Source organism: Nonomuraea sp. NPDC049637 (assembly GCF_040675235.1).
Classification (GTDB): domain Bacteria; phylum Actinomycetota; class Actinomycetes; order Streptosporangiales; family Streptosporangiaceae; genus Nonomuraea.
Genome location: NZ_JBFAOM010000013.1, coordinates 175,451 through 201,899 on the forward strand (window position 1 = coordinate 175,451; position 26,449 = coordinate 201,899).

Below are 26,449 nucleotides of genomic sequence, written 5' to 3' on the forward strand. Positions count from 1 at the left end.
AGCCGGCGCCCGCCCACGCGCCAGGCCCAGCCACTCACCAAGCCCAGCCACGCGCCGCTCAGCCGGCGCCGGGCACCGGCTTGCCGAACATCGTGCAGGTCACCGCCGTCTGCAGGGCCTGGACGGCCTTGGCGAGTTTCGGGTCGGCCTCGAACTCGGCCCAGAACTCGGACGCGATGAGCACGGTGGCCGTGCGGCCGCCGGTCCGGTCGGTGAGGTTGGTGGTCAGGTAGCCCGGCATGCCGCCGTCGTGCCCCCAGAACGTGCCGCACGGATGGTCGGCGGTCTGGATGCCCAGCCCGTAGCCGGGCCCGTCCGGTTGCCGCGGGTCCATCGGGACGGTGGCGCGCAGCTCGGCGAGCTGGGCGGCGGGCAGCAGCCTGCCGGACATGAGCGCGGCGTGGAAGCGCGCCCAGTCGCGGGTGGTGGACACCACCGCCCCGGCCGGGCCACCCCAGCTGGGGTCGTGGCCGGAGACGTCCACGTGGCCGTCGTGGCGCGGCCCGGCGAGCTGCCGGAACGCGGCCGGCACCGCGGGCGGCTGGTGGGCGGCGTCCGGCTCGTAGCCGCGGGCGTACGGGCCGCGCCAGTCGGGCCCGGTGGCGTAGTACGTATGAGCGAGGCCGAGCGGCCGGGCGATGCGGTCCCTGACCAGGCTGGCCAGGCTCGCCCCGGTGACCCGCTCCAGAACCGCGCCGACGGCGGCGTAGCCGGTGTTGCTGTAGGACCACCTGGCGCCGGGCGCGAACAGCGGAACGTGCCTCACCCCCAGGGCCAGCAGTTTCGCCGGGGTCCACCGCCGCCGGTCCTTGCCGAGCATCGAGGGCCGGATCGCGGGGTCGTCGGTGTAGTCGTACAGGCCGCTGGTGTGGTTCAGCAGCATGCGCAGCGTGATCGCGCCGCCGCCGGGCACCCGGCCGGGCAGCCACTTGTCCACCGGGTCGGTCAAGGCGAGCCTGCCCTCGGCGACGAGCTGCAGGACCAGCACGGCGACCATGGTCTTGGTGTTGGACCCCATCCGGAACTCGTCGCCCGCCTTGAGCACGTGGTCCAGTCTGGTCCAGGCGGCCTGCTCGGCGATCTCGACGGGCCGCCCGCGACCGTCGTCGACCCGGACGAGCACGGCCGGCGCGCCGGCCGCCACCACCTCCCGCGCCAGGCGCTGCAGCAGGGCGGGCGTCCCGTCCAGGGCGGGCCGGGACGTGGCGGCGGCGGGGAGCGCCGCGACCACGGCCAGGCCCACGGCCGGCACGGCGGCCGTGAGCGCGCGCAGCCACCGCGGCCGCGCCGCACGCCGGGACGGGACCTCACAGGGGTACATGAACCGGTTCCTCCTCCATCGGGTGACACCAACGCCCTCACCTTCCGGCCCCCCGCTCACAAACCGCACACATCCCGCTGTCAGTACGCCGCCGCGGCGATGAGTTCGCCCCACCGGCGGAGTCTTCATCGTGGAACGACAGGAGGGAGTGGTCCGAGTGGATCTCTACAGCGTGGTGTGCGTACGCGACCGGGTGGCGGCGCAGAAGTGGTACGAGGCGTTCTTCGGCCGCCCGGCGGACGAGGTCGTCGGCGAGGAGCACCTGTGGCAGGTCGGCGAGAACGCGTGGGTCGTCATCGACGACCGGCACATGCGGGCCGCGCGCGTCGGCGGCACCATGATCACGTTCGGCGTGTCCGGACTCGACGACATCCTGGCCAGGCTGGCCGGGCACGGCATCGAGCACGGTCCCGTGGAGACGTACGGCAACGGCGTGCGCCACGTGGACGTCCTCGACCCGGACGGCAACAGCCTCTCGCTCGCCGAGGCCCCGCCGCGGTGATCCGGTTAGGCTCGGGACGTGTTCGACTCGCCCGACTTCGACCTGGCGCCCTACGCCGGCCTCGACACCACGGCGTACGTGCGGCACACGTACAACAGCTGGGACGACGCCGGCTGGCGGTCGCTGCTGGTGCAGGGCTTCCGGCACGCGCCCGAGGCCGAGCACTTCGCCCTGCCCGCCGTGTCCGACCTGCATCTCGTGCTCTGCGTGGCGGGCAACGCCGACCTGCGGATGCACGCGGGCGGCAGGCCGGTCCGGCGGCGCTGGGTCCCGAGCCACCTGGAGCTCATGGTGCCCGGCCGGGCCGGGTCGATCAGCTACCGGGCGGCGGCCGGGCTGCGCACCGTCCAGGTGCACGTCCCCGCGGCGGCCGTGCGGCAGGCCGCCGACGCGCTGGGCGGTCGCGAGCCCGACCTCGAGGCGACGGCAGCGGCCCTGGCGGCCGGTGACCCGGTCGTCGAGCAGCTCCTGCGCGCGCTGCCCGGCCGCGCGGCGGCCGGCGACCTGTACGCCGAGTCCGCCGCCGCCTTCCTCGTGACGCACCTGCTGACCCACGGCCGGGCCGAGCGCCTGCCCGGCCCCGAGCACGCCGCCGTCCGGGCGGGTGTCGCCATCATGACCGAGCGCCTGGCCGAGCCGCTGACGCTGGCCGCCATCGCGGCCGAGGTGCATCTGAGCATGTACCACTTCGTCCGGGTCTTCCGGGAGGGCACCGGCCAGACACCCCACCGGTTCCTCACCCGGTTGCGCGTGGAGGAGGCGCGGCGGCTGCTGTCGTCCACCTCGCTCAGCCTGGAGCAGATCGCCGGGCGCTGCGGGTTCGCCGGTGCGGGCTCGTTGTCGTCGGCCTTCCTGCGCCAGACCGGCGTGCGGCCGTCGGCGTACCGCAAGAACTGACCGATCGACGGCAATCGTGCGCCTGGCCCACGGGCGGGGCCGCTGCCTACGTTGGGGCTCATGCCGTACTCCTTCGCCGTGACCGCTCGCTCGCAGGCCGCCCCCGAGGCCGTCTTCGCGGCGCTCACGCACGCCGCCACCTGGCCGTCGTGGTCGCCGATCGACTCCGCCGACGTCGAGGGCGGCGATCCGGCGGCCCGGCAGCAGGTGGGCGACACCAGGGTCTTCCGCACCGGGCGCAACGTCTCGCGCGAGCGCGTCGTCGAGCTGGTCCCCGACCGGCGGTTCGTCTACGACAACCTGGGCGGCCCGTTCCGCTCCTACCGCGGGACGGTCGAGCTCGCGCCGGCCGCCGGCGGCGGCACCGACATCACATGGTCGGCCGCCTTCGAGCCGAGGATGCCGCTGTCGGGCGGCTTCTGGCGGTGGTACCTGACCCGTTTCATGCAGGGCATGGCCGACGGCCTCGCCGCGTACGCCGCCCGCGCGACGACGTGACCGCGGCCCGATGTTTGGCGCGGCTGAGCCGGGAAGAGTGGGTGGGCAACGTTCTCTAGATCATCAGGAGGAAACCCCTTGTCTCAGGACATGTGGAGCTACGGTTCCGACGTCTACGGCGACAAGACTCTCGACGTGGTCGGCTTCGACGTCGAGGCCACCGACGGCTCGATCGGCTCGGTGGACGAGGCGAGCCACACCGTCGGTGACAGCTACCTGGTGGTCGACACCGGTCCGTGGATCTTCGGCAAGAAGGTCGTCCTGCCGGCCGGCACCGTCACGCGGATCGACCCGCAGGAGCGCAAGGTCCACCTCGCGCGGACCAAGCAGGAGATCAAGGACTCGCCGAAGTTCGACGAGGACGCCACGTACAACGACGACGTCCACCGCAACGAGGTGGGCGCGTACTACAGCCGCTTCAACGGCACCGTCTGACCCCGCGTAACCGGGGTACCCGCCGGGGTGCCCGCCGGGCGCGACGCGCGCCGCAGCAGCTGCCAAGGCCCCACAGCTCTGCGACCGGCGGGCCCCCGAGGGCCGGACGTCTCAGGCCGTCCGGCCGGTCTGGTGGGTCAGGATGCGCAGGGCGTCGGCGGAGGGCGGGTCGGCCGGGGTGTAGATCTCGACCCGGTGGTCAGGGCTGTCGGGCTGGAGCCAGACCTGGTAGTCGACGCTGACCGCGCCGACCGTGGGATGCCGCAGGCGCATCGTGCCCACCGTGCAGTCGGCGACCTCGCCCACCGCCCACAACGCCGCGAACTCCGCGCTGTGCATCGTCAGCTCCCCGATCAGCTCCGCCAGGCGGGCGTCCGAGGGGAAGCGGCCCGCGGTGAGCCGGAGGTAGGCGACATGGATGCGGGCCAGTTCGTCCCAGTTGCGGTGCAGGTCGCGGAAGAGCGGATCCAGGAAGAACATCCTCGGCACGGACGGCCGGTCCGCCGGATCCCGCGGCGCCTCGAACGGCAGATGCTCCCCCATCAGCGCATGCCCCGTACGGTTCCACGCGAGCACGTCCCCCCGCCGGCCGAGCACGACCGCCGGCGTCGTGTCCTTCAGCGACTCCAGCAGCGCCAGCACCCGCGGATGAAGCTCCTCCACGGGCGGCCTGGACAACCGGGACCTGGCCGGTTGCCGGGCGAGATTGTGCAGGTGGACGGTCTCGATCCGGTCGAGCCGCAGCACCCGCGCCAGGGCGTCGAGCACCTGCTCCGAGGCGGTCTCCGCCTGCCCCTGCTCCAGACGCGTGTAATACCCGGCGCTCACCCCCGCGAGCTGCGCCAGCTCCTCGCGCCGCAGCCCGGGGACCCGGCGGGCCGTCCCGAACGTGCGCAGCCCGATCGCGGCGGGCGTGACCCGATCACGACGGCTCTTCAGAAACGCTCCGAGACTCTCCACCCCACCGAGCCTAGGCCGACCGGCGGGCCGCGTGGGTACACCTGCTGGGTGCACCCACGCCAGGGGGATGGTTGCCGGACGCGTCCTGCCCGAGTGTCGGCGCCATGTATCGACAACACACGCGCACTCCCCCGGGCCTGCGGGCCTGGCTCGGCCTCCTGGTGATCCTCGGGCCCGTCCTGCTGGTCTCCATGGACGGCTCCATCCTGTTCCTGGCGATGCCCCGGATCAGCCAGGCCCTCACGCCCACCGCGGGCCAGGCCCTGTGGATCCTCGACGTCTACGGCTTCGCCGTCGGCTCCCTGCTGATCGCGTTCGGCAACCTCGGCGACCGGTACGGGCGGCTGCGGCTGCTCATGACCGGCGCCGCGGTCTTCGGCGCCGGCTCCACGGCGGCGGCGTTCGCGCCCAGCGCCGAGCTGCTGATCGCGGCCCGCGCGCTGATGGGAGTGGCGGGCGCGACCCTGCTGCCGTCGGCGCTGGCCGTGCTGAGCGAGCTGTTCGCCGACCCGCGGCGGCGGGCGCAGGCCATCGGCGTGTTCGCCGCGGCGTTCGCGGCCGGGTTCGCCGCCGGGCCGATCGTGGGCGGCGTGCTGCTGGAACGGTTCTGGTGGGGATCGGTCTTCCTGGTCAACCTGCCCGTCCTCGCCCTGTTCCTGGTCTTCGCGCCGATCCTGCTGCGCGAGGTGCGGGTGACCCGCGCCGGGCGCCTGGACGTGCCCAGCGTCGTGACGTCCGCGGCCGGGCTGCTGCTCGCGATCTACGCGCTCAAGCACGCGGCCGCCGAAGGGCTGTCGGCCGTCCCGGTCGTCGCGGGGGCGGCCGGGGCGGGGCTGCTGGCGTGGTTCGTCCGCAGGCAGCGCGGCCTCGCGCAGCCGCTGATCGAGTTCTCGCTGTTCCGCGACCGGGTGTTCACCGTGGCGATCGTCACCGGGCTGCTGCCGCTGGCGGCGTGGTCGGCGACGGCGTACCTGTCGGGCGTCTACCTCCAGTCCGTCCTCGGCCTGCCCGTGCTGCACGCGGCGCTGCTCGCGCTGCCCGGCGCAGTGGTGCTGACCGTCACCTGCGTCGTCACGCCCTTCGTGGTCGACCGCGTCGGCCGGCGGGCCGCGCTCGCCGTCTGCCACTTCTCCGTCGCGGCGGGGCTGCTGCTCCTGCTCCCGACGGCCGTCACGGGCGGGGTCGGCTGGTACGTCGCGTCCACGGTCGTGGCGGGCGTCGGGTACGGCGTCTCGTTCAGCGTCGTCGCCGACACCGCGGTCGGGGCCGTCCCGCCGGAACGGGCGGGAGCGGCGGGGGCGCTGGCCGAGACCAGCAACGAGATCGGCAACGCCCTGGGGATCGCGCTGCTCGGCTCGCTCGCCGCCCTGGTCTTCCGGCTCAGCGGACCGGACCTGGCTCCCACCCTGGACGAGACCCTCCAGCTCCCCGCCCTCGTGCCGGCGGCGGCCGCGCAGGCCGAGACGGCGTTCGTCACCGGGCTGCACGTGGCCGCGGCGGTGGCCGGGGTCCTGCACGTGGTGCTCGGCGTCGTCGGACTGCTGCGCACGCCGGCACGGGACGCCCTACGGCCGGTCGGCCACTGAGAGGTGCCACACGGCCGGTCGGCCACTGAGAGACGGCCACTGAGAGACGGCCACTGAACGGCGCGTCCTCAGCCGTCGGTCAGGAAGGCGAGGGCGTCGGGGGCGAACCGCTTGTCGGTGAAGGCGCCGCTGTGGCTGCGGCCGGGTATACGACGAGCTGGGCGTCGGCGTGGTCGGCGCGCCCCCCGTCCGAGAGCCACAGCAGGCCCCTGAGCAGGACGCGGCCGAGCGCCGACGCGGTGACGATCTCGGCCAGCGCGGGGTTCGGCCGCCTGCCCTGGCGGGCCCGTTCGACGTAGCCGCGCTGGGCCCGCCGGCCGGCCGGGCCGAGGGTGCAGGCCGTGCCCGCCAGGACGAGCCGGTCGACCAGGCCGGGATGGTCGGCGGCCAGTTGCAGGGCGATGGATCCGCCGGTGGACAGGGCCAGCACGTTGACCGGTCCGTCGAACGTGGCCCGGATCGCCTGGGCGAAGATCGCGGCGAGGTCCGCCATCGTCGTGGTGGACGGCAGCCCGGGCGGCCGGTTGACGACGTAGACGGTGAAGTCCCGGGTGAACGGCCGCACCAGCCGCATCGTGGACCAGCGGGTCATGCCGGTCGGGTTGGCCGCCTGCGGGGTGTGAATCAGGACGATCAGCGGCGGCCCTTCCCCGGCCGACAGGTACGGCAGGTCGTTCAGCATGGGGGATCCCTTCCCCCACTGTAACCGTATGAACAGATTGGATTTTTGTTCACAGCATAGGCGAGAACGGGCCGCCCGGGGCGGCGGCGACACCCCGGCCGATGGGCTACAGTCGTCCGCCATGGCCGACTCCTCCTACCTCACGGCGACGGCGCACGCCTACGACGCCGTCGCCGACCTGTACGCCGACCTCGCCCGCGACTCGCTCGACCGCCTGCCGCTGGACCGCGCGCTGGTCGCCGCGTTCGCCGAACTCGTCCGGGCCGCCGGACCCCGGCCCGTGGTCGAGGCCGGATGCGGCCCCGGGTACATGACGGCCCACCTGCGCGACCTCGGCCTGGACGCGTCCGGTGTCGACCTGTCCCCCGCGCTGCTCGACATCGCCCGCAGGGACTATCCCGGCCTGCGTTTCGAGCTCGGTTCGATGGACGCCCTCGACGTGGCCGACGGCGAGCTGGGCGGACTGATCTCCTGGTATTCCATGATCCACGTGCCGCCGGCGGAACTGCCGCCGTACTTCGCCGAGTTCCGCCGGGTGCTGGCCCCCGGCGGCCACTTCCTGGTCGCCTTCTTCGAGTCCGAGGGCGACCCGGTCACGGAGTTCGACCACAAGGTCACGCCGGCCTACCGGTGGCCGATCGACGAACTGGCCGTCCTGGCCCGCAAGGAGGGGTTCGTCGAGGTGGGCAGGCTGCTCCGCGAGCCGCTGGAGGACGAACGCTTCCGCCGCGGCCACCTGCTGATGCGCGCCGCAACCCCCGGCGACGCCCACTAGACGAACGGGCGCTCATCCTCGGTAGCCGGGCTTCCGGGCGCGTTCGGCCAGTTCGGCGTACTCCTTTCCGGTCGTGGCGAAGGCCAGGGTGCCGCGCTTCGGGTCGGTGAGCACGAAGTACAGCCAGGAGCCCGCGGCCGGGTGCAGGGCGGCCCTGAGCGCGGCGGCGCCCGGGTTGGCGACGGGCCCGGGAGGCAGGCCCTTGTGACGGTAGGTGTTGTACGGCGAACGCACCCGCACGTCCTCGACCGTCACGGGCCCCCGGCGCCTGCCGAGCGCGTAACGGACCGAGCTGTCCACCTGCAGCGGCATGCCGCGGGCCAGCCGGTTGTGCAGCACGCGGGCCACCTTCGGCATGTCGGCCTCCGTGGGCGACTCGGCCTGGACGAGACTGGCCACGACGACCACGTCCAGGGCGTCGGGCCGGGCGGCCAGGCCGAGTTCGTCCGCCGTCGCGCGGAAGCGGGCCACCATCTCGCCCAGGATCTCGGCCGGGGCGGCGGAGCCGGCGAACCGGTACGTGCCGGGGAACGCGAAGCCCTCCAGCCCGTCCTTCGCGTACGGAGGCAGGCCGAGCGCCTGCCCGTCCCCGGCGGCCTTCGCGAACGACTCCGCGGGCCTGCCGGTCACGCGGGCGAGCTCGTCGAACAGGCCGGAGACCCGTTCGCCGTCGTTGACGACCTCCACCTGAGCCCGTTCCGGACCGGGCCGGGTGGCCACGGACGGCGCCGGTCGGCCCGCCTCCGGCGCGAGCGCCCGGACGGCGACCGTGCCTCCGGCGACCAGGACGACGACGGCGGCCGCCGCCGCCAGCGCGACGCCCCTCCGGCGGGCAGGAAGATGCGGGAGGAACCGGGCGGGATGTCGTGGGAGGAACCGGGCGGGAGGCGGTGGCGGCTGCTCGTCCGCCATGTCGGCGAGGGTCTCACGCAGCAGGTTCTCGATGTTCAACGGAACTCCCTCACGGCGCTCAGCTCGGGGGCGGTCTTCTTCAGCCGCTCCAGCGATCGGTAGATCTGGCTGCGGACCGAGCCCACGCGCACGCCCAGCAGGTCCGCGATCTCGGTCTCCGACTTGTCCTCGAAGTAGCGCAGGACGAGCATGGTCCGCTGCCGGGGCGTCAGCCGGGACAGCGCCGCCCGCATCGTCAGGCGCAGGTCGGCGGCGTCGGCGTGCCCGTCGCCGGGCCGGTCGAGCCGCTCGTCCGTGCTCACCTCCACGACCCGCGACCGGCGGCGCCACCGGCTCACCTGCTCGTGGTACATGGTGCGGCGGACGTACCCCTCGACGGCCTCGAGGTCGCGCAGGCCGCGCCACCGCGCGGCCGTCTTCGCCAGGGCCGACTGGACGAGGTCCTCGGCGGCGTGCCGGTCGCCGGTCAGCAGGTACGCCGTGCGGAACAGCGCCCCCGACCGGTCGATGACGAACTGCCGCAGAACCGCCTCGAAGCCTGGATCCACCCGTCCTCCTCCTGATGTCACCCACCAAGGACGAGCGGGCGTCCCGGAACTATGCCGGACGCCGGAAGGCCGTGAATGCGGTGACTTGAGTTCGCCCATAGGCGAACTCCTAGCGTCGGTGCCATGACGGAAACCAACGCCGGCAGCCGCCTCCGGATCGCCGTGGTGATCGGAAGCGTGCGCAGGCCCAGAATGGCCGACCCGCTCGCCGCCTGGCTGGAGCGCGAGCTCAGCACGATCGACTGGCTCGACCTCGACATGATCGACCTGGCCGCGGTCTCGCTGCCGATGCACGAGCTGCAGCCCGGCGGAGGGGGCGCGTCCCCGATCGGCGACGCGCTCGCCGGCGCCGACGGGTTCGTGTTCCTCGTCCCGGAGTACAACCACAGTTTCCCCGCCGCGGTGAAGAACGCGATCGACTGGCACTTCACCGAGTGGGCGTACAAGCCGGTCGCGTTCGTCGGGTACGGCGCCTCCGGCGGCATCAGGGCCGTGGCGCAGTTGCGCATGGTCTTCCCCGAACTGCGGGCCGCCACGGTCCGCGAGTCGGTGCTGATCCCGATGGCGTGGGAGCACCTGGACGCCGACGGCCGTTTCGTTCCCCCACCGGGCACGACGCAGGCCCTGCACACGACGATGGGCGAGCTGCGCACGTGGGCGCGGGCACTGCGTCCCGTCCGCGTCCCGGATCTGGCCGGTCGACGGTGAGCAGGCTGACCGGGCCGGAGCTGCGCACCGCGGTCGTCCTGATGGCCGGCGGGCTGCTCGCGGTGCTGGACGCCACGATCGTCGTGGTGGCGCTGCCCGCGCTGATGGCGGCGTTCGGCGCGTCGCTGAGCTCCGTGCAATGGGTCCTCACCGCGTACGCGCTGGGGATGGTGGCGACGATGCCGCTGGCCGCCGGGCTCGCCGCGCGCTGGGGCGCCCGGCGCGTGTACCTGGCGGCGCTGGTCGGCTTCGCGGTCGCCTCCGCCGCCGCCGGCGCGGCCGGTGGCCTGGACGGACTGATCGCCGCGCGGGCGGCGCAGGGTCTCAGCGGCGGCCTGCTGGCGCCGCTGGGGATGGCGATCGGGTTCGGCGCCGTCGCGCCCGAACGCCGCAGCCGGATGACGGCGGTCACCGGGGTGCCGCTGTTGGCCGGGCCGATCCTGGGCCCGCTGCTCGGCGCGGCGCTCCTGGGCGCCGGCTCCTGGCGCGCGCTGTTCTACGTCACCGTGCCGCTGGCGCTGCTGGCCGCCGCGGGCGCGCCGGCCTGGTTGCCGGCCGACCCCGCGCGCGGCCGGCCGGTCCGGCCGGACCTGGTAGGGGCGATGCTGCTGGTGCCCGGCATCGTCGCGGTGGCGTACGGCATCAGCGCCCAGGACAGCCCGGCCTGGACGCGGATCGCCGCGGTGGCCGCCGGCGCGGTGCTGGTCGCGGCCTTCTGCGTCCGGGCGCTGAGGCGTCCGGAACCGCTGCTGCGGATCCGGCTGCTCGGCGATCCCACGTTCGGCCGGGGCGCCGCGGTGCTCGCCCTGTACGCCGCCCCCTACTTCGGCTCGGCTCTGCTGATGCCCACCTACGTCCAGACGCTGCGTCTCGACAGCGCCTCGGTCACGGCCGCGCTGATGGTCCCCGGCGCCGTCGGCATGGGCCTCAGCCTGCAGGTCGCCGCCCGGCTGCTGGAACGGCTCGGCCCCCGGCGGGTCGTCGGCACCGGGCTCGGACTCGTGATCGCGTCCGGCGCGGTCCAGGTGGTCATCCTGGCGCCGGACACCCCCTATCCGGTGCTCGGGGTGTTCGCGCTGCTCCAGGGGGCGGGCACCGGCGCGATCATGATGCCGACGATGTCCGGTTCCAGCCGGAACCTCCACGGCCCCGACCTGGCCTCGGGTTCCGCGCTGTTGTCGCTGGTGAGCACGGTCGCCAACGGCATGGGCACCGTGGCGGTCGGCGCGCTGTTCACGGCGCTGACCGCCGCGATGACCGGCGGCCTGTCGCTCGCGGCCCTGGCCGCCATGGACGCGACGACAAGGGCAGCGCAGGCGGTCGCCGTCACCGACGCCCTGCGGCTGACCCAGGCGGCGGCCCTCGTCGTGATGGCGCTGGCCCTCGTCGTACGATTGCGCTCTGCGGCCCGGCCCTCGGCGATGCCAGGCCGGCGGGAGTCGGCTGAGAGGACGGTGAGCACGCCATGACCGTCACCGACCGCCCCGGCTCCGAGACGATCCCGGCCTCGCTCACGGTCGGGCAGGTGGCCAGGGCCGCCGGGGTGACGCCCAACGCCGTCCGCTTCTACGAGCGCTACGGCGTGATCACCGGCCACCGCAACAGCGGCAACGCCCGCCGCTTCACCGTCGACGCGGTCTGCCGGATCAAGCTCGCCCTCGCCGCGCAGCGGGTCGGCATCACCCTCAAGGAGAGCGCCGACATCCTCTCCGGCATCCCGCCCATGTCCCGCGACCTCGGCCAGTGGGTCGCCGCGGGCGAGGAGCTCGTCCGGATCGGCCGCGCCCGCATCGACCAGCTGCAGACGACCGTGAACGAGCTGACCACCCTGGACTTCCTCCAGTCCCCTTGATCGCCCCGCGGGCGCCGAGCGGCACGCCTGCCACCCGCCCGCGCGTGGCCTTCGGGTGACTCCTCCCCTGATCGACAGGAACACATCATGAGCAACCTCCATGGCAGGACCGCGCTCGTCACCGGCGCGAGCAGAGGGATCGGCCGGGCCATCGCCCAGCGTCTGGCCGCGGACGGCGCGCGCGTCGCCGTCCACTACGGCGGCAACGACCAGGCCGCCGCGGACACCGTCGCCGCGGTCGAGGCGGCGGGCGGGCAGGCGTTCGCCCTGCGGGCCGAGCTGGGCACGCCCGGCGACGCCGAACGCCTGTGGGCCGCCTTCGACGCCCGCGCCGACGGGCTGGACATCCTGGTCAACAACGCCGGCATTTTGGGCGACGAGCCCGGCATCGAGCACGTCACCAGACAGCAGTTCGAACGGCTCTTCGCGGTCAACGCCACCGCCCCGTTCTTCGTCACCCAGCTCGCACTCCCCCGGCTGCGCGACGGCGGCCGGATCGTCAACGTCTCCACGATGCTGACCCGCGGCTCGGCGATGCCGACCGCGATCAGCTACGCCATGTCCAAGGCCGCGCTCGACGTGCTCACCTCGACGCTGGCCAAGCAGCTCGGGCCGCGCGGGATCACCGTCAACACCGTGGCGCCCGGCGTCATCGACACCGACATGCACCAGGGCAGACTCGTCGGGGACGCGCTGACCTGGTTGTCGTCGCTGTCCCCCATGGGCCGCGTGGGCACCCCCGAGGACGTGGCCGGCGCGGTGGCCTTCCTGGCCGGCGACGACAGCCGCTGGGTGACCGGCCACTGGCTGGACGCCTCGGGCGGCACCCTCCTCTGACGACGCGACCCGAGCAGTCCCTACCCGAGCAGCCGCAACACCCGCACGGCCTGAACCGCCAGCGGGCGTGGCGGCGGAGGGAAGCCCCGAGAATGGGAGCATTATGGACAATCACCTCACCGCAGCCACGAGGGGACGCGCGCGGGCGCGCGAGCTGGGCGTCGTCGTCGGCGCCCTGCCGACCGGGCCGTTGAACGCGATCACCGACGTCGAAGGCGTCCTGGTCGGCCACACCACCCTCGACGACGGCGCCGACCTGCACACCGGGGTCACCGCCATCGTCCCCCGTCAGCTCACCGCCGAACGGCGGGCGCTGCCCGCGGCCGTGTACGCCGGCAACGGATACGGCAAACTGGTCGGCTCCACCCAGATCGACGAACTCGGCGTGCTGGAGTCGCCCGTCGTGCTGACCGCCACGCTGTCGGCGTTCCGGGCCGCGGACGCGCTGCTCTCCTACCTGATGGACCGCAGCCCGGAGGGCATCTCCTTCAACCCGGTCGTGGGCGAGACCAACGACGGTTTCCTGTCCGACATCCGGCGCCGCCCGATCACCGAACGGCACGTGCTCGACGCGTTGGAGGGGGCGTCCGGCGGGCTGCCCGCCGAAGGGTGTGTGGGAGCGGGCACCGGGACGACGGCGCTGGGCTACAAGGCGGGCATCGGCACCTCGTCCCGGCGGCCGGTGATCGAGGGGGCCGCGGGAGGCGAGGGGGACGCGGTGACGGTCGGGGCGCTCGTCCAGGCGAACTTCGGCGGCGTGCTGACCGTGGGCGGCGTCCCGATGCCGGTCGAGGAGCTCGTCCCGGGGGCCGCCGGCGAGGAGCCCGTCGGCAACTCCTGCATGATCGTGGTGGCCACCGACGCGCCGCTCGACGCACGTCAGCTCGCCCGCCTGGCCCGCCGGGCGATCTTCGCGATGGGCCGCGTCGGGGCGTCGTACTCCAACGGGAGCGGCGACTACGCCATCGCCTTCAGCACCGCCTCGCCCGAGCTCCCGCGCCTGCCCGACGCCGGCCTGAACCCGCTGTTCGCCGCGGTCATGGACGCGGTGGAGGAGGCGCTGCTCAACTCCCTGTTCACCGCGACGACCACCACCGGCGTGCGCGGCCGGACCCGTCACGCCGTTCCCTACGACCGGCTCCCGCGCACCGGCGCGGGACAGCAGGTCGGCTAGCCACCGGTCAGGACGGCTGGAGCGCGTCGAAGACGGCCAGGGCCGTGGCGGGATCCGGGCCGACGAGACGTTCCAGGCCGTCCGCCGTCATCTTCGCCCACTTGCCGGCCCGTTCCCACATCCGCTCCTCGAAGGCGCGGACGACCTCGTCCGGATCGCCGGGGCCGGCGGCGAGGGCCTCGGCGAGCTCGGCGCCCTCCAGCATCGCCAGGTTCGCGCCCACTCCCAAGGGCGGCATCAGGTGGGCGGCGTCCCCCAGGAGCGTCACCCCGGGGACGTGGGCCCAGGTGTGGGCGACAGGCAGGACGTGAAGGGGGCGGTCGACGAACGCGGTGCCGCGGCGCAGGAGGTCGAGCACGGGGTCGGCCCAGCCCTCGAACAGCGCCAGCAGGCGGGACCGCACGGCCTCGACGCCGTCCGGGCCCGTGCCGGTGCCCGCGTGCCGCTCCAGCGGCGCGCGGAACTGGGCGTACACCTTGACGTGGCCGCCGCTGTTGCGCTGGGCGACGATGGACCGGTTCACGCCGTAGACGGCCACGGAACCGTCGCCGACCAGCCGGGCGAGGTCCGGGTGGCGGGTGTCCACGTCGTCGAGTGAGGTCTCGACGGCGGTGACGCCGGTGTAGTGCGGCATCGCGGCGGAGAGCGCCGGGCGGACCCGGGACCAGGCCCCGTCCGCGCCGACCACGAGGTCGAACGTCTCCTGCCGCCCGTCGGCGAAGCGGAGCAGCGCGCCGTCCCGCGTTCCGGGCGTCACCTCCGTCACGCCGTGCCCCCACCGGACGTCCAGCGGGCCGAGCAGCAGGTCGCGCAGCTGCCCGCGGTCGATCTCCGGATTGGCCTGCTCGTCCGGACGAGGCCGCCAGTCGCGCAGCACGGTCCCGTCCGGGGCCAGGATGCGCATGGCCTGCCCCTCGGGACGGGACAGCGCCCGGAACTCCGCCAGCAGCCCCGCCTTGTCCAGGGCGCGCTGGCCCATCCCCTCGTGCAGGTCGATCGTGCCGCCCGGAGGACGGGCGTAGGGCCCGGCATCGCGTTCGAAGACGGTGACGGGGTGGCCGTGGCGGTGCAGGACGCGGGCGAAGGTGAGGCCCGCGGGCCCGCCTCCCACAACGGCGATACGATGTCTCATATCGATACACTGTATTTCGCCGATACGGCGTATCGCAACAGTACGATGTATCCATGACTGTGTGGGACCGCCCGGAGCCGCCGACCCGACCCGCGCCGCTCGACCGGCGGCGGATCGTCGCCGCCGCCGTCGCGCTGGCCGACGAGGGCGGGCTGGAGGCGGTGTCGTTGCGCAAGGTCGCCGCCCGGCTCGACGTCGGCCCGATGCGGCTGTACGGATTCATCTCCACCAAGGAGGAGCTGTTCGACCTCATGGTGGACGAGGTCCACGCCGAGATCCTGCCCGACGGGCCGCCCGGCGGCTGGCGGGAGGCGCTGCGCGACCACGCGGTCCGCACCCGGCAGGCCGCCCTCCGTCACGAATGGCTGGCCGACCTGCTCGGCGGCCGTCCGAGCCTGGGCCCGAACGCCCTCGCCGTGACCGAGCGCACGCTGGCCGCCCTCGACGGCCACGCCGACCTCGACACCGTCATGCACGCCGTGCGGACCGTCGGCGCGTACATGACCGGCGCGATCAGGCGCGAGATCGCGCACCTGCGGGCCGAGCGTGCCACGGGCCTGTCCAAGCTCGACTGGCAGCGCGCCTACGGCCCGCACGTGAGCCGGATGCTGGCCACCGGCCGCTACCCCACGCTGGCCAAATTCGTGCACGACGGCACGGAGGTGGCCGCCGAGGAGTCCTTCACGACCGGCCTGGAGTGGGTCCTCGACGCCGTGTCCGCCAGACTCGACCGGCCGTCGGCGTGACACCCCCCGTGCCGCCTTCCACACCGCCCCCCGTGCCGCCTTCCGGGCCACCCCCCGGGCCGCCTTCCGGGCCCGCCGCGGCGTCGCCCGCGGGGGCGCGACGGCGGATGTGGCCGCTGTACGCGGCCGGGTTCACCACCGCGTTCGGCGCGCACGGCATCGCCGCCAACCTCGGCGGGTTCTCCTCGGACGCGGTCACCTCGCTGCTCGTCCTCGGCGGGCTGCTGGCCCTGTACGACGGCGCCGAGGTGCTGCTCAAACCGCTGTTCGGCAGCCTCGCCGACCGTATAGGCGCCCGTCCGGTGCTGGTGGGCGGGCTGGTGGCGTTCGCGGTCGCCTCCGGCCTGTACGTCGTCGCCGACAGCCCCGGCTGGTTGTGGGCCGCCCGCCTGGGCCAGGGAGCGGCGGCCTCGGCGTTCTCACCGTCGGCCTCGGCGCTGGTGGCCCGGCTCAATCCGGCCGCCAAGCTCGGCCGGGCCTTCGGCGGCTACGGCTTCTGGAAGTCGATCGGCTACACCCTGGGCCCGCTGCTGGGCGGCGTGCTGGTGTGGGCCGGCGGCCTGCGGCTGCTGTTCGCGGTCCTGACCGTGCTGGGCGTGGCGGTCGCCGTGTGGGCCGCGGTGGCCGTGCCCGGGGTGCCGCCGCTGCCCAAGGTCCGCCAGACGGTGCTGGACCTGGCGCGGCGCCTGGCCGATCCGGCCTTCCTCGCGCCGACCGCCGCCCTGGCCGGAGCCACCGCCGCGCTGTCGGTCGGCGTGGGCTTCCTGCCCGTGTCCGGCCGGGCCGCCGAACTGGGCACGGTCGCGACGGGCGCGGCGGTGTCCGTCCTGGCGGCGTGTGCGGCGGTGGTCCAGCCCAGGGCCGGGCGGGCCCTCGACGAAGAGCGTCTGTCGACCCGTACCGGCCTGCTGGGCGGGCTGCTGGTCACCGCGGCCGGGCTGGCTTGCGCCATGCTGCCCGGCCTGGCCGGCATCCTGTCGGCCGCCGTGCTGATCGGGGCCGGGACGGGGCTCATCACCCCGCTCGGGTTCGCCGCCCTCGCCGCCCGCACCCCGGCCGAACGCATGGGCCAGACCATGGGCGCCGCCGAACTCGGCCGGGAGCTGGGCGACGCCGGGGGCCCGCTGCTCGTGGCCGGCGTCGCCACCCTGGCCTCGCTCACCTACGGTTACGCCGCCCTCGCCCTCCTGCTCGCCGCCGGCCCCCTCATCGCCCTCGCCGTCCGCGGCCCCCGCCGCGGTGACGGTCCTGCGCCAGGCGTCCCGTCACCGTGACCAGGCGCTGATCGGCTTCAGATGCGGGGCCGGAGGGTGCGCCGGACGGCGACACCGCCCATGGCGAGAGCGGGGATGAGCAGGATTCCCGCTTCGGTCCATTGGAACTGCCAGAACCTGCTCGCCGGGTGGTATTCCGCCACGAGTCGATAGCCGTGGCTGAACGTGCACTTGGCGTACTTCATGGTCGACTCGTCTGTCCCGCAGGGGCCGGCGAGCGCGAGCTCTGCCGCCTGAGAGGTGTACTGCGTGCCGCTCCTGTCGATCCAGTAGCTGTTCACATGCAGGGCGCCTTCCGGTTCGAGTTCGTCGACGACCTCGGCCTGCACGACTCGTTCTGTTGGTGCGTGCCGTGCTCGTACTCCCGGGCCAGGAGCGGAGCGCCCCAGAAGGCGCCGATCAACGCCGGGGCCAGCAGTGTGAGCCAGCCGAGGAGTTCACCCACCGAGTACATGCGCTCGTTCATCTCCATGCGGTAGGCGCTGCACACGGGCGTGTCCGCCACGCAGCCGGCCGCCGGAGCGGACCGGGCGGCGAAGTCGGCCGCGCCCAGACCGCTGACGAGGAGAACCACCCCGAGGACGGCCAGCAGCACCGTGGTGACGAGCACCTGCAGGCGATGCTGCCGCCAGGTAAGCCACAACACTTCCAGGTCTCCTTAGCGGTCAGGAAAGGGTCAACGTCGCATGAGGCAGGGAGGTGGTGTCGGGGCGGCGCAGGTAGGCCAGCACCAGTTCCTCGAGGCTCACACCGGACACACTCCATCGCGGGTCGTGCAGAAACGTTCCCGGGCCGGTACGGGCCAGCAGGCCGGCCTGCCGTCCGCTGCGGCTGTCGCTGATCACCGGCATCCGGGCTGCCACCCCGTCGGCCAGTTCGGCCGGGCCGGACAACATCCGGTGAGTGGCGAGCAGCTCGTCGACCTCGCCGCTGATCTGGACCTGGCCGCGGTTGAGCACCACCAGCCAGTCGCAGGCGTTGGTCAGGTCCGACACCACATGGGAGGACAGCACGACGGTCATCTGCGTCTCGGCCACCGCCGCCATCAGGGAGCGCATGACGTCGTGCCGGGCCACCGGGTCGAGGTTGGCCAGCGGTTCGTCCATGACCAGCAGCTCCGGCCGCTTGGCCACGGCCACGGTCAGCGCGACCTGCGCCTGCTGACCTCCGGAAAGCCTGCCGACTTTGCGGTTCAGCGGGATGTCACCGCTTGGCGAGCCTCACGGCCTCCAGAGCCGTCGGGCTCTGTGCGGGAGCGGTGAGCTCCCCGGAACCGCCGCCGAACATCCTCGCTGTCCGATCCGCTGTCATGCGATCCCCTCCTGGGCGGAGTCGGCGAGCACCATGGCGAACAACGCCTCCATGTCTCCTTGGTCGAGCCCCGCTGCGTGGCAGTCGTGCACCCACCGGGCGAGGTCGCGGCGGAGCCGGGTGTGATCGGCCGTGGCTCCGCTGCCCAGGGACCGCCGTACGAACGTGCCCAGCCCGGGCCGGCCGGCGACGAACCCCTCGTGTTCCAGTTCGCGGTAGGCCTTGGCCACGGTGTTCGGGTTGATCGCGAGGTCGCTGACGACCTCTTTGATCGTCGGCAGCCGATCGCCGGGCATGAGCGCGCCGAGCCGCAAGGCGTGTTTGACCTGGTGCACCAGTTGCAGATATGTCGCCACACCGGAGCTGGGGTCGAGGCGAAACTTGATCACCGCAATACCCTTTTCCTATTAGATTAGTAAAAGGGTATTGGCGCCCGCGATCTTCGTCAACTTGGTCTCCTGGCCTCTTGCGCGGGTCGTCGCCGGCCACTGCCGCTGCTCACCGGGGCGCGGGTGATCGGCGGCGCCGGCCGGTTCTGGCATCATCGCCGGGTGATCCCCATGACGACCGACCGGCTGCTCCTGCGTCCACCGGACGACGACGACCTCGCCCCCTTCACCGCCATGAACGCCGATCCCGAGGTCATGCGGTACATCGGCGACGGGTCCGTCCCGCCGCCGGACCCGGACCGCACGGCGGCGTGGATCGCGCGCGCCCGGCGGGAATGGCGGGAGAGCGGCCACGGCCCCCTCTCCGTCGTCGTGCGCGAGACCGGGCTGACGGCCGGCTGGGTCACCCTGACGGTGCCCGCGTTCCTCCCCGAGATCCTGCCCGCCGTGGAGATCGGCTGGCGGCTCGGACGAGCGCACTGGGGCAACGGCTACGCCACCGAGGCGGCCGGAAGGCTGCTGCGGTTCGGGTTCGCCGAGTGCGGCCTCGACCGGATCGTCAGCATCCGTCACGTGGACAACCAGCGGTCGCGCCGGGTGATGGACAAGCTCGGCCTGCGGTTCGCGTTCGAGACGGTGGTCCCGGCCCACGGACGGCCGGTCGCCGTGCACGAGATCACCAGAGCCGCCCGGGAGGAGCCGCCACCTCACCCGCGCCTGCCGTAGAGCAAGAGCACGGCGGCCCGACGCCGGCGGCCGCCTCACCGCCCCCGAGGCGGCCGACCTGTGCCTGGCCGGCGCGCTGTGCCTGGTCGGCGGCGGGCAGGCATGATCCGCTAGGCGGGGTCGCGGGGAGGCCCGGACGGCCAGGCGACGTCGTCCACCGCGAGGAACGGCGAGAGCGCGACCGCGGCCGGCGTCACGCCCGCGAAGGTCATGACGTCCCTGTGCAGGTGAGACTGGTCGGCGTAACCGCTCTCGGCCGCCACCAGGGCGGCGCGCTCACCGGCGGCCAGACGGTGGGCCGCCTGGTCGAAGCGGATGAGCCGGGCGACCCGCTTCGGCGTGAGGCCGACCTGGGCGCGGAACCGGGCCCACAGGCGTTTGCGGCTCCAGCCCGCCTCGGCGGCGAGCCGCTCGACGGGCACCCGCCCGCCGCTGGCCGCCATCCGCCGCCAGGAGAAGGCGACCTCCGGATCGGCGGCCCGGCCCTGGTCGGCCCGCCTGGCCAGGGCGTCGCGCGCGATCGCGAACCGGTCCTCCCACGACCGGGCGGCCCGCAGCCGCTCCTGCACGCGTTCGGCCTCGCGCCCCCAGAGGTCGTCGAGCGCGACCACCGTGCCGCTCAGCTCGGCGGACGCGCCCAGGACGGCGTGCGCCGCCATCGGCGACAACCGGACCTGCAGGCACTCCATCCGGCGGGTCAGGCCGCTCCCCCGCACCTGCCGGGGCGCGAGGCCGGCGACGACGCGTCCGAGCTGGCGGGAGCCGCGGTCGTCCTCGATGGTGAACGGCTCGTCGCCGAGGTCGAAGAGCAGGGTGACCGCGGGGTGCGGGACCAGGGCGAGGTCGCGGAACTCGTTCGCCCGGTCGCTGAACCCCGCCATGACGACCCCGGGCAGGCCGCCGGGCCGCGACGGGACGGTGATCTCCCATCCGGGCACATGACCGCGAACCGCCGCAACTGACCGCACCCCGACATCGTACGAGCCCCGTACGCGCGGTGACGGGCGCGGGCTGGCCGGCCACCGCATCGGTCACTAGACTCGACGGCAGGCCGCCCCGGGGCCGACGGCCACCTGGGAGTCCCGGCCTCGACTGTGTATAGGTCCTCTTCAGGCGTCACAGCCTGCTCGGATCGCGCGTCGTTCCGGGCGAAGCGTCACCCTCCGGGGGTTGCGGCCCCCGGAGGCCGCCTCACGTCACGCCGAGGATGCCCTGGATGGCGGTGACCACGCCGGCCAGCGCGCTGCCCGCCGCGCCCGCGTCCGAGGCGATCTCGAAGATCGTCTTCAGCCGGGCCCTCAGGCCGCCCTCGCTGCGTTCGTCCGGCGTCCTGTCCAGCTCGCGCCGCACGCCCTCGGCCGCGTCCTCGACCGCCGCCGCCCGCTCCTCGGGGAGCTCGTCGCGGAGCAGGTGAACGGCGTCGAGCAGCTCCTCCACCAGCGCCCGCAGCTCGGCCGCGTCGTCGCCGGAGGCGTTGTGCACCGTGGCGTCCCCGCTGCCGGTGCTGATCGCGCTGTTGTTGAAGGTGTTGCGGTTGAACGTGGTCACGACCTCCGGCGAGTAGTGGAAGGGCCGGTCGGACCCGGCGGCGGCCATCAGGACGCGGAGCTGCTCGACCCGGGCGGCGATGACCGCGTTTCCCGACGAGCCGGCCAGGTGGTCGAGGGTCTGCACGGTGTCGGCGTAGACCTCCTGGGTGCGGGCGAGCATCTGCGCCAGCATCTCGGCCGCGGCGAACCCGTACCGCGAGGGACGCAGCAGCAGGTCGAGCGCGCGCATCAGATATCGCTCGACCTCCGGCTGCTCCACGTCCAGGCGGCCGTCCTCGCACAGCGCCAGCACCTGCTCGACGGCCGCGTACTCGGCGTGCAGCCGGGACAGCAGCACGCGCATCCGCCGCAGCTCCTCGTCCGGCCTGTCCAGATCGTGGGCGGGGATCACCTTCCACATCGACACCCGCAGCCCGGCCGCGCGCACCCACGCATGATGGACGGCCTTGTAGCGCCAGTGGTAGTCCTCCACCACGACAGAGGGCGCGCCCGCGCGCACCCACCAGTCCTCCGGGTCCGCCACCGCCGACGTGCGTTCCAGCAGGTGCCGCGCGAACCGCGGCCCGAAGGCCACCAACGGCGCGTGCGCCGCGCGTTCGCCGCGCAGCCAGGTGGTCGCCGACATGGCCAGCCGCACGACGTTCTCCGCGCCGTCCCAGATCTGGTTCGGGTCGAGCAGGCGGCGCCGGAAGCCCACCTCCAGCCGGTTCACGACCCGGTCGGCGTAGAAGTTGCGCAGCACGGAACACAGACACGATCACCACCCGGTCTGATTGCTAGGGTCACGCGCATGCGATCGACATACCTCGGCTGGGACGATGCGGTTGACCTGTTCGAGCGGCGCGGCCTGCCCAAGGAGACGTACGGGAACCTGTACGAGGAGGAATACATCCTCGTGCCCGGTCCCGCCACGGTGACCGGCGAGCTCCCCCTCGACGAGCACGATCGCACGCCATGGCGGGACGGCGCCCCCGACGCCGCGACCGGCTACATCGTGGACGGCGATCTGGTCGTCGACGGGAACGTCACCGACGTGGACGACGGCTCCGCCGCGCTGATCGTCCTGGGCGACCTGCGGGCGCGGAACGTCTACCTGGCCGGTGACGCCAAGCTGGTCGTGCGCGGCCACGTGACGGCCGAGACGTTCGTCGGCGACATGACCGACAAGCTGGTGATGATCCATGGCGATCTGCGCACCACCGTCTCCATCTTCTGGAACGAGTTCTGTCCCGATCTGGTCGCCGGCACCCTGCACGGCAGGGCGCTCACGCCGGCCTACCTCGACCTGTCCGACGCCGCCGTCGGCGCCCTGGCCGACCCGTCGCCCGAGGTCCCGCTCAGCCGCCTCCTCGTCCCGGAACTGCTGGTCAGCGGCGCCCCCGGCCCCGACGACCTGCCCGAGATCGGCGTCCGCGGCGACGTCCTGCGCGACCGCCTGCTGTCCGGTCTGCCCCTCACGATCGCAGGATGAGCCCCGGACGCCGATCGCGCATGACAGGTGTTTCCGCCACACCGGCCATGTCCCGCAAATCACCCACGACCACTGATCACGGTCAGACATTTTGACGACGTGCCTTCGACGGGGGCCGCGGTTCACGCTTTGGGAGCGAATTCCGCGATCTACCACGAAGGACGGTCATGTCACTCCAGCTCAAGAAATGCCGGAAATCACTCCTGGCGGCGGCCGCCGTCGCCGCGCTGACCGCGGTGACGGCGCTGACCGGCGCCGCCACCGCGCACGCCGCCGCGGCCACGGCCGCCACCGACCAGAGCGTCAGCACCTTACGGACCGGTGACGGGTTCGACGTGCTGATCGGCGGCCAGGCCCGCCTCCACCTCGCGCAGCCGGAGAAGTCGGACGGCGTCGTGACCGCCGCCGGTCCCGGCCACGTCGCCGTCATCCCCGACCACGACGGCTCGCGCGGCAGCCGCCTGATGACCTACGACACCCGCACCGGGCGCACCCGCACCCTCGCCCGCGGCAAGGTCGTCTCCGCCGCCTTCTCCCCGGACGGCACCCGGCTCGCCTACACGGTCGCCGGGCAGGCCGGCGCCGACCTGTACGCGGGTTCCGCCGAGGCGCCCGGACGCCGGATCGCCGCGATCCCCGGCGCCCGCGTCGAGGTGGTGGGCCTGTCGGGTGACGCGAGCACGGCGTTCGTGGCCGCCTACCCCGACGCCCGCGACGACCGTCGGTACGCGGCGAGCCTGCTGCGCGTCGCGCTGGCCGACGGCGCGGTGACGCCGCTCATCGCCAGTGACCCCGCCCACGGCCAGGTGTACGCCGACTTCCGCCTGGTGACCGGCGAGCGTCAGCTCGTCAGCTTCATCCGGCGGTCGGGACCGTACCTGTGCTCGGGACGCTCCGAACTGGGGCTCGCCGGCCTCGACGGCCGGACCGTGGCCACGTACGGCGCGAGCTCCGGCACGGCCTACCGCGAGGCGGTGTGGAGCGGGGACGGCGACCGGGTCGCCTACGCGGCCCAGCCGTGCGCGTCCCAGTCGAAGGCCGCGGCCGACCCGGCGGCGACGGCCGCCCGTACCCGCGAGGAGTCGGGCACGTTCGTGGCCCGGGTGTCGGGCGGCGCGCCCGTCCGAGTGGTCAGCGGGGTGACGTCGGAGTTCGGGATCGGCGGGTTCGACGGCGACCGGGTGCGGCTGGCCTCGGCCCGGCTCGGGGAGCGTACCGTCGGGGCGGACGCGGTGGCGCGCGGCGTGGCGCAGCCGCTCGCGGCGGCGAGCCTGGACGGCGTGTCCCGCTCGCTGGCCGGCGGCCGGACAAACCGCGCCGTGCACATCAACCAGATCTACGACACGCGGGACGAGTTCGACGGGCGCGGCTCGTGCGGCCCGACCACCGCCGTCATGACCATGGCCGGCTACCAGCTCGGCGAGTGGGGCCTGTGGGTGAACTACGGCGGACGCCACTACTCGCCCTACGGCCGCTACGTGACCGACCAGTACGACTACAACGGCTCGACGTTCTCCGAAACCGCGCCCGACTACTCCGGCAACGGCGCGTGGCAGGGCGCGCACGGCACGATCTACGACCCGCGGTACGGCGCGGTCTGGGCGGACATGTTCGGATACATGAACCGGCACACCGGCTGGACCAGGAAGAGCGACTGGAACCCGACCTTCGTCCGCGACCAGATCGACATCGGCAACCTCGTCGCCGTGTCCGGCCAGATGACCTCCGCCGGGCACATCGTCCTCATCAAGGGCTACACCGATGACGGCAGGTGGGTCGTCAACGACCCGTACGGGCCGAACACGAACGGCGGGCCCGGCGGCGCCGACCAGGTGTACGACACCGCCTACCTGCGCCCCGTCCAGGTCTGGGGCAACTGACCCCCGCGCGCGCCGGGGCCGAGAGCAACCACCTCCGGCCCCGGCGCGCTCACAGCCGCGGTTGCTGATATCTCAACTCTTGCCTACTGTGATCCCAGTTGGCAGGAGGTGGGCGCGGGCCGTCGCGCTCGCCGGAAACATCGGACGGAGCAATGTCGTGACCAGTGCACTCATCATCGGCGACCTCCAGCGGGGCATCACGGGCGGTTACCCGTTCGCCCAGCAGGTCGTGCCGCCGCTCACCGAACTGCTGCCCCGTGCCAGGGCGGCCGGCGTCCTGGTGGTGTTCGTGCACTTCGCCTTCCGGGCCAACGGCGCCGACGTGCCGCCCGGCAGCGCGCTGATGAAGTCGTTCTTCGAGGCCGGCGACGCTTTCCACGAGGGGTCGGCCGGAACCGAGCTCGCCCTGCCGGTCGCAGAGGAGGACGTCGTCGTGCTGAAGCGCCGCGCCAGCGCGTTCGCCGGCACCGACCTCGACCTCGTGCTCCGCGCGCGGGGCGTCACCACCGTGCTGGTCGCCGGCGTCGCCACCAGCGCGATGGTGGCCGCGACGTGTTACGACGCGGCCGACCGCGGCTATCAGGTGACGGTGCTGAGCGACGGCTGCGGCGACGGCGATCCGGCACTGCACGACTTCTTCGTGGACGCGGTCTTCCCGAGCCGGGGGTTCGACGTGGTGTCGTGCGAGGAAGCCTGTCGTTGACGGCACTGTGACGATTGCGCCGGGTCGGGACGGACCCGCGCGACGAGGACGCCTGCACCGGTGGTGGTGGGAGCGGGGGTGAACCCTGGATCCGCCAAGGGTGCGCCCTAGTGGGTGCGGGCCGTCCTGGCGGCGTGCTCGATCTTCGCGCAGTAGGCCGCACGGGCTGCCTCGTCGATCCGCTCCTCGTGTTCGGGGCGCAACCCGGTCCGGCCGTCGAGGCCCTCGCGCAGGATGTCAGCGTGCCCGGCATGCCGGGTGGACTCGGCGAGGACATGGACCATGATGGCGAACAGGTTCATGTGCCAGGCCGGCGTCGACTCCGGCCACCAGGGCACGTGGCCGGGGGCGTCGAGGGGAAGCTCGTTGATCGTCGCGTCCGAGTGGTCCCACGTGCGCCGGTAGAACCCGATGATCTGGTCGCGAGTCTCGTCCTCGGTCGCCCACAGATCGCTGCCGTCGGAGTCCTGCCACCGGGGCAGCGGTTCCGGGGAAGGGCGGTCGAAGACCTCGCCGAAGTACCTGGCCTCGGCGGTGGCCAGGTGTTTGACCAGGCCGAGAAGGTTGGTCCCGGTGACTGTCAAGGGTCGGCGGACGTCGTATTCCGACAAGCCGTCGAGTTTCCAGAGCAGCGCCCTGCGGTCCCGGCGCAGTCTCTCGTGCAGGTTGTCCTTCGCGAAATCGTCGATCACGGGTCCCGATCCTGTCAGACTGTGCCGGGGAGCGGCCCTGCGCGAGGTGGTTGTTCTCGGCGGATGAAGATCACCCTGAGGGATGTGGAGTTGACCGTTCGGGAGACCGGTGCGGGGCATCCGGTCGGCCTGCTGGGAGATCCCGGTCGGCCACCGCATCCACAGCCTCGCCCCCGGTGCGTTCGCCGCCGAGGTGCTGCCTTACCTGTGCGGCGGTTAGCCCGCCCCCGGCCGCCTCGCTCTACGGGTCACTCGCCGAGACAGAACCACCCATGGTCACCTTCCTGTCCGGCTTGGGGGGCGGCCCACGGCGTCAGGCGTGGAGCCCCCCGGCGGACGCCGGGAGGCTCCGGAGCGGCGGCATCCGGTAGGGGTTTGTCAGGGCGGGGTGGGTGGGATCCTCCCGGCCCAGTACGGCGCCTTCATGCACCATGCCCTCCGCCGCCTGCTGCCTGTGCTCTCGCGCCTGAGCCCGACGACCCGGCCGGCCCGCAAGCGCGTGACCATGCCTGCGGCTACAACTGGCGGCGGATCGCGTCGATCGTCGTCTCCGGCGAGGTGTTGAAACAGAACCGGATCCCCGGCGCCGCGGTGGCCAGCACGTTGATCAGCCGTTCGAAGAGCAGGGTGTGCTCGGGAATCGTCCGCACGCCGGCCCCGATCATCGCCACGCCGAAGGAGGGCCCGGACTCCAGACAGTCGCGCAGAGTCTTCTCCGCTGCTTCCGGGTCGGCTTCGACGAGACAGGACGTCACGTCGAGTCCCGCCTCGCGCAGGGCCGCCTCGCCCTGCGCGATCCGGGCCGTGAGAACCTGCTCGTCGAGACCGGGAAGCGCGGTGTAGTCGATCGCGCTCGGGTGCAGACCGATGGAGATGATTGTGGTCATG

At 73.3% G+C, this 26,449-nt stretch carries 31 protein-coding genes; 17 read left to right on the forward strand and 14 right to left on the reverse strand.

Annotation, left to right across the window (positions count from 1 at the left end):
- Positions 1–58 precede the first annotated feature (58 nt).
- On the reverse strand, positions 59–1,321 hold the full coding sequence (locus AB0J71_RS20350) for a serine hydrolase domain-containing protein (protein WP_364415448.1): 1,263 nt from the start codon (positions 1,319–1,321) through the stop codon (positions 59–61).
- 157 nt (positions 1,322–1,478) lie between these two features.
- On the opposite strand from AB0J71_RS20350, the gene AB0J71_RS20355 reads away from it, so the two are divergent.
- From AB0J71_RS20355 to AB0J71_RS20370, 4 genes are all read left to right on the forward strand, one after another.
- Positions 1,479–1,823, forward strand: coding sequence for a VOC family protein (locus AB0J71_RS20355; RefSeq protein WP_364415450.1), 345 nt, complete (start codon positions 1,479–1,481; stop codon positions 1,821–1,823).
- 18 nt (positions 1,824–1,841) lie between these two features.
- Entirely contained in the window at positions 1,842–2,720 is an 879-nt protein-coding gene (locus AB0J71_RS20360; protein WP_364415452.1) for an AraC family transcriptional regulator, read from the forward strand.
- A gap of 60 nt (positions 2,721–2,780) precedes the next feature.
- Positions 2,781–3,218 carry an SRPBCC family protein gene (locus AB0J71_RS20365; RefSeq protein WP_352324773.1) on the forward strand — a complete coding sequence of 146 codons (438 nt, stop codon included), beginning with the start codon at positions 2,781–2,783 and terminating at the stop codon, positions 3,216–3,218.
- Positions 3,219–3,296: 78 nt separating this feature from the next.
- Entirely contained in the window at positions 3,297–3,653 is a 357-nt protein-coding gene (locus AB0J71_RS20370; protein WP_352324772.1) for a PRC-barrel domain containing protein, read from the forward strand.
- Positions 3,654–3,764: 111 nt separating this feature from the next.
- Here AB0J71_RS20370 and AB0J71_RS20375 read toward each other — a convergent pair whose 3' ends face one another.
- Positions 3,765–4,613 (reverse strand): helix-turn-helix transcriptional regulator, encoded by an 849-nt coding sequence (locus AB0J71_RS20375; RefSeq protein ID WP_364415454.1) that lies wholly within the window; start codon positions 4,611–4,613, stop codon positions 3,765–3,767.
- A gap of 104 nt (positions 4,614–4,717) precedes the next feature.
- Between AB0J71_RS20375 and AB0J71_RS20380 the strand changes: the two genes are divergently transcribed.
- Entirely contained in the window at positions 4,718–6,199 is a 1,482-nt protein-coding gene (locus AB0J71_RS20380) for an MFS transporter (RefSeq protein ID WP_364415456.1), read from the forward strand.
- 79 nt (positions 6,200–6,278) lie between these two features.
- Here the strand turns inward: AB0J71_RS20380 and AB0J71_RS20385 are convergent, their stop codons facing one another.
- Positions 6,279–6,881, reverse strand: coding sequence for an alpha/beta hydrolase (locus tag AB0J71_RS20385; RefSeq protein WP_364415458.1), 603 nt, complete (start codon positions 6,879–6,881; stop codon positions 6,279–6,281).
- A gap of 121 nt (positions 6,882–7,002) precedes the next feature.
- On the opposite strand from AB0J71_RS20385, the gene AB0J71_RS20390 reads away from it, so the two are divergent.
- The gene (locus AB0J71_RS20390) at positions 7,003–7,656 is read left to right on the forward strand and encodes a class I SAM-dependent methyltransferase (RefSeq protein ID WP_364415460.1); all 654 of its coding nucleotides are present in this window, start codon (positions 7,003–7,005) and stop codon (positions 7,654–7,656) included.
- A gap of 12 nt (positions 7,657–7,668) precedes the next feature.
- Here AB0J71_RS20390 and mltG read toward each other — a convergent pair whose 3' ends face one another.
- Together mltG and AB0J71_RS20400 are read right to left on the reverse strand one after the other, a co-directional pair.
- Positions 7,669–8,607, reverse strand: a complete 939-nt coding sequence (gene mltG / locus AB0J71_RS20395; RefSeq protein ID WP_364415462.1) for an endolytic transglycosylase MltG — start codon at positions 8,605–8,607, stop codon at positions 7,669–7,671.
- On the reverse strand, positions 8,604–9,116 hold the full coding sequence (locus AB0J71_RS20400) for a SigE family RNA polymerase sigma factor (protein ID WP_364415464.1): 513 nt from the start codon (positions 9,114–9,116) through the stop codon (positions 8,604–8,606). Before AB0J71_RS20400 ends, mltG begins: the two co-directional genes overlap by 4 nt.
- 123 nt (positions 9,117–9,239) lie before the next feature.
- Here AB0J71_RS20400 and AB0J71_RS20405 point away from each other — a divergent pair, with 123 nt between their 5' ends.
- The 5 genes from AB0J71_RS20405 to AB0J71_RS20425 all read left to right on the forward strand — a co-directional run bounded on the left by AB0J71_RS20405 (position 9,240) and on the right by AB0J71_RS20425 (position 13,687).
- Positions 9,240–9,824: an NAD(P)H-dependent oxidoreductase gene (locus AB0J71_RS20405; protein WP_364415466.1), complete on the forward strand. Its 585-nt coding sequence runs from the start codon at positions 9,240–9,242 to the stop codon at positions 9,822–9,824.
- Positions 9,821–11,293, forward strand: coding sequence for an MFS transporter (locus AB0J71_RS20410; protein ID WP_364415468.1), 1,473 nt, complete (start codon positions 9,821–9,823; stop codon positions 11,291–11,293). The genes AB0J71_RS20405 and AB0J71_RS20410 overlap by 4 nt, the downstream gene beginning before the upstream one ends.
- Positions 11,290–11,676 (forward strand): MerR family transcriptional regulator, encoded by a 387-nt coding sequence (locus AB0J71_RS20415; RefSeq protein ID WP_364415470.1) that lies wholly within the window; start codon positions 11,290–11,292, stop codon positions 11,674–11,676. Before AB0J71_RS20410 ends, AB0J71_RS20415 begins: the two co-directional genes overlap by 4 nt.
- 87 nt (positions 11,677–11,763) lie before the next feature.
- Complete coding sequence (locus AB0J71_RS20420) at positions 11,764–12,513, forward strand: SDR family oxidoreductase (RefSeq protein ID WP_352328408.1); 750 nt, start codon at positions 11,764–11,766, stop codon at positions 12,511–12,513.
- A 103-nt stretch (positions 12,514–12,616) separates the two neighbouring features.
- Positions 12,617–13,687 carry a P1 family peptidase gene (locus tag AB0J71_RS20425; RefSeq protein WP_352328409.1) on the forward strand — a complete coding sequence of 357 codons (1,071 nt, stop codon included), beginning with the start codon at positions 12,617–12,619 and terminating at the stop codon, positions 13,685–13,687.
- Positions 13,688–13,694: 7 nt separating this feature from the next.
- Here the strand turns inward: AB0J71_RS20425 and AB0J71_RS20430 are convergent, their stop codons facing one another.
- A complete protein-coding gene (locus tag AB0J71_RS20430; protein ID WP_352328410.1) occupies positions 13,695–14,819 on the reverse strand; it encodes an NAD(P)/FAD-dependent oxidoreductase in 1,125 nt (374 codons plus the stop codon).
- Between the two features lie 53 nt (positions 14,820–14,872).
- Between AB0J71_RS20430 and AB0J71_RS20435 the strand changes: the two genes are divergently transcribed.
- Entirely contained in the window at positions 14,873–15,565 is a 693-nt protein-coding gene (locus tag AB0J71_RS20435) for a TetR/AcrR family transcriptional regulator (protein ID WP_364415472.1), read from the forward strand.
- Positions 15,566–15,672: 107 nt separating this feature from the next.
- Positions 15,673–16,839, forward strand: a complete 1,167-nt coding sequence (locus AB0J71_RS20440; RefSeq protein ID WP_352328412.1) for an MFS transporter — start codon at positions 15,673–15,675, stop codon at positions 16,837–16,839.
- Between the two features lie 17 nt (positions 16,840–16,856).
- Here the strand turns inward: AB0J71_RS20440 and AB0J71_RS20445 are convergent, their stop codons facing one another.
- The 4 genes from AB0J71_RS20445 to AB0J71_RS20460 all read right to left on the reverse strand — a co-directional run bounded on the left by AB0J71_RS20445 (position 16,857) and on the right by AB0J71_RS20460 (position 18,539).
- On the reverse strand, positions 16,857–17,168 hold the full coding sequence (locus AB0J71_RS20445; RefSeq protein ID WP_364415475.1) for a hypothetical protein: 312 nt from the start codon (positions 17,166–17,168) through the stop codon (positions 16,857–16,859).
- Entirely contained in the window at positions 17,117–17,485 is a 369-nt protein-coding gene (locus tag AB0J71_RS20450) for a hypothetical protein (RefSeq protein WP_364415477.1), read from the reverse strand. Before AB0J71_RS20450 ends, AB0J71_RS20445 begins: the two co-directional genes overlap by 52 nt.
- 19 nt (positions 17,486–17,504) lie before the next feature.
- A complete protein-coding gene (locus AB0J71_RS20455) occupies positions 17,505–18,041 on the reverse strand; it encodes an ATP-binding cassette domain-containing protein (protein WP_364415517.1) in 537 nt (178 codons plus the stop codon).
- 105 nt (positions 18,042–18,146) lie between these two features.
- Positions 18,147–18,539 carry a GntR family transcriptional regulator gene (locus AB0J71_RS20460; RefSeq protein ID WP_364415479.1) on the reverse strand — a complete coding sequence of 131 codons (393 nt, stop codon included), beginning with the start codon at positions 18,537–18,539 and terminating at the stop codon, positions 18,147–18,149.
- A gap of 171 nt (positions 18,540–18,710) precedes the next feature.
- Between AB0J71_RS20460 and AB0J71_RS20465 the strand changes: the two genes are divergently transcribed.
- Positions 18,711–19,265 (forward strand): GNAT family N-acetyltransferase, encoded by a 555-nt coding sequence (locus AB0J71_RS20465; protein ID WP_364415519.1) that lies wholly within the window; start codon positions 18,711–18,713, stop codon positions 19,263–19,265.
- 110 nt (positions 19,266–19,375) lie between these two features.
- On the opposite strand, the gene AB0J71_RS20470 is transcribed toward AB0J71_RS20465, so the two are convergent.
- Together AB0J71_RS20470 and AB0J71_RS20475 are read right to left on the reverse strand one after the other, a co-directional pair.
- On the reverse strand, positions 19,376–20,233 hold the full coding sequence (locus AB0J71_RS20470; protein ID WP_364415481.1) for a helix-turn-helix domain-containing protein: 858 nt from the start codon (positions 20,231–20,233) through the stop codon (positions 19,376–19,378).
- A gap of 223 nt (positions 20,234–20,456) precedes the next feature.
- The gene (locus AB0J71_RS20475; protein ID WP_364415483.1) at positions 20,457–21,557 is read right to left on the reverse strand and encodes a hypothetical protein; all 1,101 of its coding nucleotides are present in this window, start codon (positions 21,555–21,557) and stop codon (positions 20,457–20,459) included.
- Between the two features lie 48 nt (positions 21,558–21,605).
- Here AB0J71_RS20475 and AB0J71_RS20480 point away from each other — a divergent pair, with 48 nt between their 5' ends.
- From AB0J71_RS20480 to AB0J71_RS20490, 3 genes are all read left to right on the forward strand, one after another.
- Positions 21,606–22,286 carry a polymer-forming cytoskeletal protein gene (locus AB0J71_RS20480; RefSeq protein ID WP_364415485.1) on the forward strand — a complete coding sequence of 227 codons (681 nt, stop codon included), beginning with the start codon at positions 21,606–21,608 and terminating at the stop codon, positions 22,284–22,286.
- A 167-nt stretch (positions 22,287–22,453) separates the two neighbouring features.
- A complete protein-coding gene (locus tag AB0J71_RS20485; protein WP_364415487.1) occupies positions 22,454–24,166 on the forward strand; it encodes a C39 family peptidase in 1,713 nt (570 codons plus the stop codon).
- A 157-nt stretch (positions 24,167–24,323) separates the two neighbouring features.
- Positions 24,324–24,869 carry an isochorismatase family cysteine hydrolase gene (locus AB0J71_RS20490; protein WP_352327338.1) on the forward strand — a complete coding sequence of 182 codons (546 nt, stop codon included), beginning with the start codon at positions 24,324–24,326 and terminating at the stop codon, positions 24,867–24,869.
- Between the two features lie 107 nt (positions 24,870–24,976).
- Here the strand turns inward: AB0J71_RS20490 and AB0J71_RS20495 are convergent, their stop codons facing one another.
- Positions 24,977–25,561, reverse strand: a complete 585-nt coding sequence (locus AB0J71_RS20495; RefSeq protein WP_364415489.1) for a DinB family protein — start codon at positions 25,559–25,561, stop codon at positions 24,977–24,979.
- 515 nt (positions 25,562–26,076) lie between these two features.
- Positions 26,077–26,448, reverse strand: a complete 372-nt coding sequence (locus tag AB0J71_RS20500; protein WP_352327341.1) for a hypothetical protein — start codon at positions 26,446–26,448, stop codon at positions 26,077–26,079.
- Position 26,449 lies beyond the last annotated feature (1 nt).